The sequence below is a fragment of the Nocardia sp. NPDC127526 genome (genome assembly GCF_042672265.1).
In the GTDB taxonomy this organism is placed as follows: Bacteria; Actinomycetota; Actinomycetes; order Mycobacteriales; family Mycobacteriaceae; genus Nocardia.
Window position 1 is genome coordinate 32,431 of sequence record NZ_JBHXVO010000044.1, and the last position, 10,384, is coordinate 42,814.

At 69.8% G+C, this 10,384-nt stretch carries 9 protein-coding genes; 2 read left to right on the plus strand and 7 right to left on the minus strand.

The annotated features are described in order from the left end of the window. Window positions 1-76: 76 nt before the first annotated feature. Complete coding sequence (hemL, locus tag ACFVIV_RS36940; protein ID WP_379204626.1) at window positions 77-1,432, minus strand: glutamate-1-semialdehyde 2,1-aminomutase; 1,356 nt, start codon at window positions 1,430-1,432, stop codon at window positions 77-79. A 331-nt stretch (window positions 1,433-1,763) separates the two neighbouring features. Here hemL and ACFVIV_RS36945 point away from each other — a divergent pair, with 331 nt between their 5' ends. Further along, window positions 1,764-2,150, plus strand: a complete 387-nt coding sequence (locus tag ACFVIV_RS36945; RefSeq protein WP_379204628.1) for a hypothetical protein — start codon at window positions 1,764-1,766, stop codon at window positions 2,148-2,150. A 145-nt stretch (window positions 2,151-2,295) separates the two neighbouring features. On the opposite strand, the gene ACFVIV_RS36950 is transcribed toward ACFVIV_RS36945, so the two are convergent. From ACFVIV_RS36950 to ACFVIV_RS36970, 5 genes are all read right to left on the minus strand, one after another. Next, entirely contained in the window at window positions 2,296-2,532 is a 237-nt protein-coding gene (locus tag ACFVIV_RS36950) for a hypothetical protein (protein ID WP_379204629.1), read from the minus strand. Next, entirely contained in the window at window positions 2,532-3,053 is a 522-nt protein-coding gene (locus ACFVIV_RS36955; protein WP_379204631.1) for a hypothetical protein, read from the minus strand. Before ACFVIV_RS36955 ends, ACFVIV_RS36950 begins: the two co-directional genes overlap by 1 nt. A 274-nt stretch (window positions 3,054-3,327) precedes the next feature. Beyond that, window positions 3,328-3,831, minus strand: coding sequence for a hypothetical protein (locus tag ACFVIV_RS36960; protein ID WP_379204633.1), 504 nt, complete (start codon window positions 3,829-3,831; stop codon window positions 3,328-3,330). A gap of 25 nt (window positions 3,832-3,856) precedes the next feature. Next, complete coding sequence (hemB, locus tag ACFVIV_RS36965) at window positions 3,857-4,834, minus strand: porphobilinogen synthase (protein WP_379204635.1); 978 nt, start codon at window positions 4,832-4,834, stop codon at window positions 3,857-3,859. Between the two features lie 65 nt (window positions 4,835-4,899). Next, window positions 4,900-5,166 carry a winged helix-turn-helix domain-containing protein gene (locus ACFVIV_RS36970; RefSeq protein ID WP_379204649.1) on the minus strand — a complete coding sequence of 89 codons (267 nt, stop codon included), beginning with the start codon at window positions 5,164-5,166 and terminating at the stop codon, window positions 4,900-4,902. A 227-nt stretch (window positions 5,167-5,393) separates the two neighbouring features. On the opposite strand from ACFVIV_RS36970, the gene ACFVIV_RS36975 reads away from it, so the two are divergent. After that, window positions 5,394-6,263, plus strand: coding sequence for an RNA polymerase sigma factor (locus ACFVIV_RS36975; protein ID WP_379204637.1), 870 nt, complete (start codon window positions 5,394-5,396; stop codon window positions 6,261-6,263). 4 nt (window positions 6,264-6,267) lie between these two features. Here the strand turns inward: ACFVIV_RS36975 and ACFVIV_RS36980 are convergent, their stop codons facing one another. Further along, window positions 6,268-10,326 carry a trypsin-like peptidase domain-containing protein gene (locus ACFVIV_RS36980; protein ID WP_379204639.1) on the minus strand — a complete coding sequence of 1,353 codons (4,059 nt, stop codon included), beginning with the start codon at window positions 10,324-10,326 and terminating at the stop codon, window positions 6,268-6,270. Window positions 10,327-10,384 lie beyond the last annotated feature (58 nt).

The window sequence follows — 10,384 nt, forward strand, 5'->3', positions numbered from 1 at the left end:
AGGAGACGGACGGCGTCGGCGGGCGAGATGGCGGCCGGGTTCGGTGCGGGCTGACCGTGGTCGGGCTGAGTGGAGCTCACGCGGCGGATCCTTCGGGGGTGGCGGCCGCCGCGGCGCGCGCGGCGGCGGGGAGGGCGGCGGCGATGCGATCGAAAGCGTCCTCGTCGAGTGCCGCGGAGACGAACCATGCCTCGAAGGCGCTGGGCGGGGCATAGACGCCGTGCTCCAGCAGCGCGTGGAAGAAGGCCGGGAAACGCCAGGTTTCACTGGCCTTGGCGGCGGCATAGTCGGTGACGGGGTTCTCGGCGAAGAACACGCTCACCATATTGCCTGCGAATTGCACCTGGTGCGCCACGCCTTCGGCGGTCAGCGCCGCGGTGAACAGCGCGCCGAGGCGTTCGGCATTGCGATCCAGGGCCGCGTACACCGAGGCGTCGGCGGCGCGCAGCGTGGCCAGGCCCGCGGCGACGGCCACCGGATTCCCGGAGAGGGTGCCCGCCTGATACACCGGTCCGATGGGCGCCAGGTGGTTCATGATGTCGGCGCGCCCGCCGAACGCCGCGGCGGGCAGGCCGCCGCTCATGACCTTGCCGAAGGTGTAGAGGTCCCCGGCCACGCCGTCGAGGCCGTACCAGCCCGCGGCGCTGACCCGGAATCCGGTCATGACCTCGTCCATGATGAGCAGCGCGCCATTGTCGCGGGTGAGCTGCCGCAGCCCCTGGTTGAACCCGGGCAGCGTGCCCTCCGGCGGCAGCGGCGCGACCGCGCCCATATTGCCCGCGGCGGCCTCGGTGATGACGCACGCGATCTGCCCCGGATTGGCGGCGAAGGCGGCCGCCACGGCCTCGAGGTCGTTGTACGGCAGCACGATGGTGTCGCCCGCCTGCGCGCCGGTCACGCCGGGCGAGGTCGGCAGTCCGAGGGTCGCCACGCCGGAGCCGGCGTCGGCGAGCAGCGCGTCCACGTGCCCGTGGTAGCAGCCGCTGAACTTGATGATCTTGGAGCGCCCGGTGAAGCCGCGCGCCAGCCGGACCGCGCTCATGGTGGCCTCGGTGCCCGAGTTCACCAGGCGCACCCGCTCCACGGGTTCGACCCGCGCCGCGATGGCCTCGGCGAGCTCGATCTCCGCCTCGGTCGGCGCGCCGAAGGACAGCCCGCCGGTGGCGGCCCGCTGCACGGCCTCGACCACGGCCGGGTGCGCGTGCCCGAGAATCATCGGGCCCCACGAGCACACCAGGTCCACGTAGTCGTTGCCATCGGCATCGGTGAGCGTGTACCCCTGCGCGGACGCGATGAACCGCGGCGTGCCGCCCACGGAATTGAAGGCCCGCACGGGTGAATTCACGCCACCCGGAATGACCGCCGCGGCACGTTCGAAGAGTTGGGCTGAGACCGGCACCGACGCCTGGGTCACACGCGGAGAAGAAGCCACGGACCCCAGTCTCTCAGCCGCCCGAACCCCCGTCGACGACAGGGTGTAGTCGAGGTGGGGCATCCCACAGCGAAAGCGGTCCCCCCTCCCCGAATATTCAGCGCCCGGCTAAGAGCCGCTGACCGCTGGCAACGCGTGCCTGCGGTTGGGAGCCGAACTCATTTTGGCCGTACCCGACGAGTTACCCGGCCCGCGCGAAATCAATTGTCACCTTCGCCGCCACAAAGCGGCAACACGCCGTGACCGGATTCCACCGAGATTGACCGCTAGCAGGTTGCCAGTGCGTAATCTCTCGGCGCAGAGGCGGCATCGAAGAGAGGGAGGGACGGGTATGCGCAGGTTCGGCGCGGGGCTGTTGGCGATGGCGGGTGCGGCGTTCGCCGTAACTGCGGGGGCGGGGGACGCGGCGGCGGGCGTGCCGATTCCGCAGTTCGATCAGGGGCGGGTCGGGGTGCATCTGTCGCACGAGGAGACCGCGGCCATTGCGAGTGGGCCGATTCCGGCGCTGGTGAGCATGGTTGTGCCATTGAGTCGGATGGGGGCGGGGCTGCATCCGGAGACGCAGATCTACAGGGACGAGAACGGCGGGGTGCACGCCTCGCTGCGGCAGGTGGTCATGGAGGCGGCGACCCATCCGGATGGCAGCGTCGTCGTCTTCTTCAATTTCCCGGGCACCCGCGGTGGGCGAGTGCTGGATGTTTACCAGAACTGGCGCTGACCGCTCAGGACAGCGGTAGTCCCAGGCAGAAAACGGCCCACCCGGTCGAGAGCAGGCAATTCAACTGCGGCGGGAGCAGATCCAGCCAGGAGAGTGCGTGCTTCATGCACCCATTGTCCCGCGCCCGCAGTAACGGACGCGCGAATCAGCGGTCCCGGTGCAGCGCGCGGGCGATCAGGTCGATGAACACCAGCCCGGCCGCCGTCACCAGGATGGCGGCCCCGGCCAGCCAGGGCCCGGAATAGCGGGTGGCGGTGAATCCGGGCGACTCCCCCACGGGCGCGAACCATCCGCTGTGCACCCCATTGCGCCAGCACCACACCGCGGCGCCCGCGAGCAGTGCAGCGAGCACGAATTCGGCGAGCACGGCGAGCCATCGCATCACCGCGCCTCCTTCTCCTCGTCACCGCTGAGCTTTTCCAGGGCCGCGGTCAGTTCGGCCCGCAGCGTCCGGTGGTCGCGCGCCCAGGCCTGGACGAGACCGCCGTCGCGCAGTTTCAGCCCGATGCCCTTGCGCCGCCGCGGGACTCCACTGAGTTCGCCGAGCGCGCGCGCCGATTCCCAGTCCTCATCATCCCAGGACTCCGCGTCGACTTCCGGGAGCACCTCGGCGATGTTGCGCAATGGCAGCAGTTCGGTGCCCTCGCGCAGCGTGTCGGCGGTGAGTTCGACGCTGATGTGCCGCTTTCCGGCGATCACTTGCAGCCAGACGAAGCCGGCCAGCAGGGCGGCGCAGAAGACGAGCCCGAACCAGTGCACATCGCCGCCGCGAATCAGCTCCAGCACCAGGATGAACCCACACAGCGCGGGACCGTAGGCGATGGTCCGCCAGCGGGCTCCGGGCTCGGAGAACAGCACGGCCGGAGCGGTTCCGCTCGCATCGGCGGCAGCGGCCTCACTCATAGGCCGGACGCAAAGCTCATGGGGCTCAGCCGACGAGACCCGGAATCAACAGCACGGCGAGAGTGAGCAGTCCGAACAGAATGAGCAGACCGAGCACCAGCACATCGCGCCGCAGGCTGTGCGGCTGCTGGATCACCACTCGCATCGTTGCCTCCGCTCCACCGGAGCCGAACCGACCATGACACAACGCATGGGGTACGGCTTCCGGTTCCCGAAATCCCTGTGACAGCCCTCACCTTACCCGGTAGTACGCCCGTAACAAACTCAGGAGTACTCATTGCGTTCCGGGGCGGAAGAACGGCTCGGATTCCTTTCGGTAGCACAGGAATACGGCCCCGCCGGCCAGCACCGCCTGCACGATACCCGCACCGCCCGCGATCAAGGCCGCCGGTCCCGCGGTGGCGCCGGAGCCGAACAGCGTGCCGATCGCGCCCAGCCCCAGAAAGATGGCCAGACCGGTGAGCAGCGTTCGCGCCCACTGCTTTCCGCGCCCCAGCTGATAGACGATGGCGACCCCGGCCCCGATCAGCACCAGCCAGAACAGGGCGACCAGACCGAACACCACCAGCACCCACAACTGCACCTGCTCGAGGGTGATCTCCGGCTGCTTGGCGTGCAGATCCTCGAACTGCCGCTGCGCCAGCTCCTTCCGCTGCCCGAGCTGCGCCAGCATGGACGAGATCACCTGCACCACACCGACGGCCAGCGCCGCGTACCAGAGCTGCGCGGCGGTGCGCACGTCCTGCGGGACCGGCCGCGCGCCCGCCGGTGGGACCATCGAATTCACGATCGGCGTTGCTCGCTCACGCCAGCCAGTGCGCGGCTTCGGTGGCCCAGTAGGTGAGCACGAAATCCGCGCCCGCCCGCCGGATACCCAGCAGCGACTCCAGCACGGCGGCACGGCGATCGATCCACCCGTTCTGCGCCGCGGCGGTGATCATCGCGTACTCGCCGGAGATCTGATAGGCGGCCACCGGCACCGGCGACCGATCCGCCACCTCGCGCAGAATATCCAGATACGCCATGGCCGGTTTCACCATGACGATGTCCGCGCCCTCGGCCAGATCCAGTTCCAGCTCGCGCAGGGCCTCCCGGCGATTGGCCGCATCCTGCTGATAGGTGCGCCGATCGCCCTGCAGCGACGAGCCCACCGCCTCGCGGAACGGGCCGTAGAACGCCGAGGCGTACTTGGCGGCATAGGCGAGGATCCCGGTGTCGGAGTATCCGGCGGCGTCCAGGCCCGCGCGAATGGCGCCCACCTGGCCGTCCATCATGCCGCTGGTGCCGAGCAGATCGGCCCCGGTCGCGGCCTGCGCCAGCGCCATATCCACATACCGCTGCAGGGTCGCGTCATTGTCGACGGCGCCCTCGGCGTTCAGCACGCCGCAGTGCCCGTGCGAGGTGAACTCGTCCAGGCAGGTGTCGGCCATGACCACCGTCGATCCGCCGACCTCGCTCACCAGCGCCCGCAGACCGCGATTGAGAATCCCCTCCGGATCCGCGGCCTGGCTCCCCTCGGGGTCCTTGTCCTCCGGCCGCGGCACGCCGAACAGCATGAGCCCGCCGACCCCGGCCGTCACGGCCTCCACGGCCGCCTTGCGCAGCGAATCCATCGAATGCTGGAAAACGCCGGGCATCGAAGAGATCTCACGCGGTTCGTCGAGCCCGTCGGCGACGAACATGGGAAGTACCAAGTGCCGCGGCTCCAGCGAGGTCTCGGCAACCAGCCGACGCATGGCAGGAGTGCGGCGCAACCGCCGTGGGCGGTCCATTCCGGTCATGTTCGCATGATATGCCCGTGCCGAACGGCCGGTGCGTGGGGTTCGCCACCCGCGCGCGACGCCGCTCATGCATGACTGAGCTCCAGCCCGCGGCCCGGACGCAAACCCAGCAGAGCCGCGCCGAGCGGGGTGAGATTGTGATGCACGCTGTTTCGCACCCGGATACTGGCCACCAAGCCGGCTTCACGCAGGACAGCGGCATGTTCGCTGGCGGTAGCGGGCGAGACGCCGAGTCGCTGGGCCACCAGGCTGGTGCTGCCGCCGTCGGCGATCGCCTCCAGGACTGCGGCGCGGGTGCGGCCCAATAGCGCGGACAGATCACGGCTGAGCATGGTCGGCACGGGCATTCCTCTCTTTCCGGGACCGGCCGCGTCGCACACCCCTCCGGTACGACGACGCCGGTCGCATTGATGAACCGGCCAGGGCCGCGAAAGGTTGGGTGCGAATTTCCTTGCTCCATGCGAAGAAGCGGATTCGCCCGACGCCGAAAAGGGTGGACGCGGCGGGCGCGATCGGTGAGGCTGCGACCATCAGCCGGGCGAGACGGGGAGGTACGGCCATGACCAGCGACGGGGCGGCCTTGCGGGACGCCGCATTCGAGGCACTACTGGGCGAAGTGCTGCGCGAGTGCGCGCAGGAGCCGTTGCTGCTGGTCGCGGCCACCGAATCCGATAACGCCCTGCTCCGCATCGCGCGGGCACCGGAGCCGGCCGCACCCGTGCCCGCCAAACGCCGCTGGCTGAGGCCGGGGCCGCGACAACCTTCCTGCCCACCGGTGGAGTCCTACCCACCGCAGCAGCCCTATCTCCCGCCACCGCAGCCCGGCCGAGGGTGGCAGCCCTCCCCGCCGCCATCGCAGCAACCGCGGTGGCCGGTGCCGGCACCGGAAAGGCCGACGCCGCGTCGAGCCCCGGCGCAGACCACGTTCGACGAAATCCTCGTGATCGCTTATGAATCCATCAGCGAGATACTCGTCGGCTGGGCCGCGAAACAGGTCGGCGATCGCGGCGATGCGGAAGATATCGTCCAGACCGCCCTCATGCGGGTCTATGCCCGGCAACCGGATATCACGCGGGTCGACGAGATGTGCAGCTATCTGTGGGCAACGGTCAAGAATCTGGTGCGCGACTCCTGGCGGCGCGCGGCCGCCGAGCGGGAGCGCCTGGATCCCGACGGCGAGGAGCGCATCGCCGCGCTGGCGGAGCGGGCGGAGCTCCCGTTCGACGACCTGATCACGCTGCGGCACTTACTGATCGCCGCACTCGACCAGTTGCCGCGACGGGAGCGGGAAGCGGTCGTGCTGCGCACCTACGAAGGCAATACCTATGCGGAGACGGCCGCGATCATGGGGCTGTCCTCGGGCACGGTGAAGGCGTATGTGCACAGTGCGCTGGCGAAGGTGCGGGCCGGGCTGCACGAGGTCGCCTGATCACTCAGCGACACGGCGGGTCCGAGGTGGCGCCCAGTGGGAGCAATTCCCGTTCCGCATCGGTGAATTCGCGATCGCTGATGGCGCAGAGGCGGGCGAGGATGTGCTGACGATCCAGGTTCAGGGTGAACAGGCCGCTACTGGTGATGATCAGGCCATTGGCGCCGGGCCGGGCCACCCAGGGGCGAAGGTCCGCGCCGGGCAGCATGCCGTCCACCAGCACGCCCTGCGCGACGTCCATGATCTTGATTTCGCCGGTGTCCCAGCCGACGATCACCAGACCGGTCGATGTTCGTTCCACCACCGGCGCCCACGGGATGTGGACGGGGGAGGGTGTGATCTCGCCGGTGGCGGTGTCCCAGATCTCTACTCGGCGTTTTTCGTTCCAGATATAGACGGCGGGAATGTCGAGGGTCTTGTTGACGCCGTCGATCAAGCCGGTATCGGCTCCGGAGATCCGGCGGACGGGGCGGGCGGCCGCGCTGTCCCACACCGTCACCTCGCGGGGCGTGAAGATCAGCAGTTCATCGGGGGCCGTACCGTTCTCCCAGGCCCAGGCCTGTTCCACGACGACGGCGAATTCGTCGCGATTGCGCCAGATCTGCTGCGGCGCACCGTCCGCGAGACCGGTAGCGGCGTGCCAGCGGGTGATATACCCGCCGTGCATGGCGGCGATCACATCGTCGCGCATGGTGATCACGGATATTTTCGGCAGCTTGACCGCCGAGTTCTGATATTCGACCGGCAGCGGCAAGGTGATGCGGTTGACCAAGCGCAGCTCCGGAATCGAATACACCAGCAGCTCATGGGAATCCACGGCGGCGAGCACCAGGAATCGGTTGTCCGCCGTAATGGTCAGCTCGGCGACCTTGCCGTCCGCAGGCAGTCGCACCGTCACCGCTGTCGGCGGCCGCACCTTCGGATACACCTCGCGGACTTCCAAACGCCCGGTGTCGGAGTGGTATTCGGCCTCGAAGCGGCTGTCGCGGCCCCAGGTCATTACCTTGGGCGCCGCCCCGAACCCCGCGGACGCCTCGTAGTCGGCGGCGGGCGCGTGCCGGGTGACATCGTCGGCGCCGATCACGAACAGCTCCGGACCCGAGGGACCGGGCCGGACGATCCAGCCCGGTTTGCCGATGGACTGGTAGCGCGCCTGCACGCGATACTGCTGCCGCGTCACCAGATCCACCAGGTGGACCAGCTGAAACAGCGTGTTCTCCGGGGCGAAGGAGAGGATCACGTACCGGCCCGTCTCGTCACGGTTCACGGTCGCGCCCTCGGGCACGGCGAGGCATGCCGTGCCCTTCCCGATCGACGTGGTTCCGGCCGGGCGGCGGAGCACGACATCACCGAGCCGACCGTCGGCACAGGGCACGATGACGCCCCGCGCATCGTCACCGGGCGCGAGATCGACGCGCCGGCCGTCGGCGGTGCGCAACTGGTAGAGCTGTTCCCCGCTCGCGCTCACCACGTGGAACCAGGTGTCGCCGGTGCTCGAATCGATGTGCAGCGGAAACACATCCGATCGCGTCTCCGTCGTGTACCCGGTCAGCCGGGCGGGCGGATCGGCGGTGGTGTCGAAGGTGTCCACGGTATCCGGGTCACCCTGATCGGTCGGTGGCCGGAAGCGATGCCCGACCGGCCGCACCGAACGGTGCGTGTCGTACGAAACAACCAGGCGCGCACCGTCCTCGGAGAGTCGCACCGAAATCGCCGTCGGCGGCTCGACCGCCGCCGCGGGACGAATGGTGAACGGCCCCGCCCGCCGCGCCACATCCCACACCTGCACACCGCCGAGGTCGTCCACGGTCGCCAGTTTGCGGCCGTCACCGCTCAGCTCCAGCGCCACCACATCCCGCACCGGCAACCGCCACGGCTCGGCGCCGCCGTCGAGCAGGCCCGGCCAGACCGTCACCGACCCGTCGATATCGCCGGTCGCGACCACCGCGGCGGTATCGTCCGCGGCCACCAGCCGCACATCCCGGCCCAGCCCGGTGCGGACGGACACCGCCGAGGCCATCCGGATCTGCTGGGTGAGCAAGGCAGCTTCCACCGTGTGATCACCGGGCGGAGCGAGCCGGGCCGCGGCCTGCGCGTATTGCAAGGCCAGATTCGGCTGTGAGCCCGCCAGTTTCAGCGACTGTTCCGCGAGCACGATCCCGGCCAGCTCGCGCAGTGCCTGGGCGCGCTGCGCGCCGGTGCGATACGCCAGCACCGCGGTGCCGGCGGCGACCAGGGTCACCACCGCGAGGACGGCGGTGATGACGCGCCAGCGCCGCACCTCCCGCCGGCGCACCCGCAGTCCCGCGGAAACGTAGTCGCGCACCGGAACCGGGATATCGTGCGGCCGCCGGGCCAGCCATTCCTCCGCGTCCGAGAGCTCGCCACCGCGCAGCAGCCCGCCGTCGTCATTGTCCTGCGACACCCATTTGCGGCGTGCCCGTTCGGTGCGCCGCTGCCAGTCCAGGAAGTCGCGGTCGGTCTCCAGCCATTCGCGCAGCCGCGGCCAGTTGTCGATGAGCGACTGATGCGCGAGCTCGACCATATCGGCGTCGTCGGCGCCGCGGCCGGTGGCGACGAGCCGCTCCCGCGCCAGACGTCCGGCGACAGCCCGCAATTCGGGGACATCGCGCATGGAGACCGGTATCCGCACGAATCCGTCACCGCGCGGCGCGGCCAGTTCGGTCAGCAGCCGGCGCGCGGCCCGCGCATCGGCGGCATCGGTGAACTGCCCGTAGACCCGCTCCGCCCGGCGCGCGATGGATCCGGCCGCGCGGCCCACCCGCTCGTAGTCGGCGACGGTCAGCCGCCCGCCGTCGCGCTGTTCCCACAGTTCGGTGAGCACCGACTCCAGCAGCGGCAGCCCGCCCGGCTCGCCGGCCGTATCGTCGATGAGGCGTTCCACCAGGTCGTCGTCGATATCCACACCCGGCGCGTGGGTGGCGGGGCCGCGGATCGCCCGCCGCAGTTGCTCGCGGCCCATGGGCGACAGGGAGATGGTGGCGCGGTCGAGGGCCTGCCCGAGATCATCGCCGGACAACGCCTCCATCACATCCCAGCGCAGGGTGAGCAGCACCCGCACCGCCGGATCCTCGGCGCGTTCCAGCAAGTCCCGCAACCGTATTCGCGCTCGCTCCGGGTCGGTAGCCACCAGCTCCTCGAACTGGTCGGCCACCAGCAGCGCCTTCTCCCCCGGTCGCAAATCCGGTGCGACCCAGCCGGTATCGGCGGTCAGGTTCTCGATGCGCACGCCGTCCGCGCGCAGCCGCGGCACCACACCCGCCATGACGAGCGAGGACTTCCCGATGCCCGAACGCCCGACGATGGTTACCACCGACAGATCCCGCAACGCCTCCAGCACCCGCTCGGCTTCCGCAGCGCGGCCGTAGAACAGGTGCGAGTCGTTCTCCCCGAACGGTTCCAGCCCGCGATACGGATTCGGCAGCAGGGCCGGATCCAGGCCGAGCACCTCGTTCACCGGAATCATGAAGGCCGTGCGGGTCAGCCGCCGCCGGTCCACGGCGACGGCCATTCCGACCACCGCCTCACTGCCCACATCCCACACCGGCGACCCGCTGAAGCCGCCGGTGATCGGCTGACTCCCGCTCGCCCCGTGCAATTGCAGCCAGCCGGAGCCCTGCGGCGCCCGGAATTCGCCCCACACCCAGACCCCGTCGGCCAGTTCACTGGGAAACCCGACGGAACGAAATTCCCTGCCCCACGGCCGATCCGCCCGCCACAGCGGCGGCGGGGCGATCTCGCCCAGCACCTCCCCGTCCATTTCCAGCACCGCGATATCACCGCGCCCGTCCGGGCGGACCGGCTCCCAGCGCCGCACCCGGGCCGCGATGCGCGGCGCCCCCGGCAGCAGCGGAAAGTCCAGCGCCACCTGGGCCGTCATCACGTCCGCGCCCGGATCCACCGCCGCGGTCACCACGTGCGCGCAGGTCGCGATATGCCCGGGCCCGATGACGAACCCGGTGCCGACGGTCTCCCCCGCCCGATCCAATACCCGGGCCACCGCGGCGCTCAACCGCCCAGCGCCGGGAAACACCGAAGACATACCGGACAGAATGTCAACTGATGGGCTCGCGCACGACGCGCTTGGGGAAGTCGAGGAC

Excerpts from the sequence above, each read along its gene's own strand:
- ACFVIV_RS36945 (WP_379204628.1), top strand. The coding sequence starts at position 1,764 with ATGCGCAGGTTCGGCGCGGGGCTGTTGGCGATGGCGGGTGCGGCGTTC.
- ACFVIV_RS36950 (WP_379204629.1), bottom strand. The coding sequence starts at position 2,532 with ATGCGATGGCTCGCCGTGCTCGCCGAATTCGTGCTCGCTGCACTGCTC.
- ACFVIV_RS36955 (WP_379204631.1), bottom strand. The coding sequence starts at position 3,053 with ATGAGTGAGGCCGCTGCCGCCGATGCGAGCGGAACCGCTCCGGCCGTG.
- ACFVIV_RS36960 (WP_379204633.1), bottom strand. The coding sequence starts at position 3,831 with ATGGTCCCACCGGCGGGCGCGCGGCCGGTCCCGCAGGACGTGCGCACC.
- hemB (WP_379204635.1), bottom strand. The coding sequence starts at position 4,834 with ATGACCGGAATGGACCGCCCACGGCGGTTGCGCCGCACTCCTGCCATG.
- ACFVIV_RS36970 (WP_379204649.1), bottom strand. The coding sequence starts at position 5,166 with ATGCTCAGCCGTGATCTGTCCGCGCTATTGGGCCGCACCCGCGCCGCA.
- ACFVIV_RS36975 (WP_379204637.1), top strand. The coding sequence starts at position 5,394 with ATGACCAGCGACGGGGCGGCCTTGCGGGACGCCGCATTCGAGGCACTA.
- ACFVIV_RS36980 (WP_379204639.1), bottom strand. The coding sequence starts at position 10,326 with ATGTCTTCGGTGTTTCCCGGCGCTGGGCGGTTGAGCGCCGCGGTGGCC.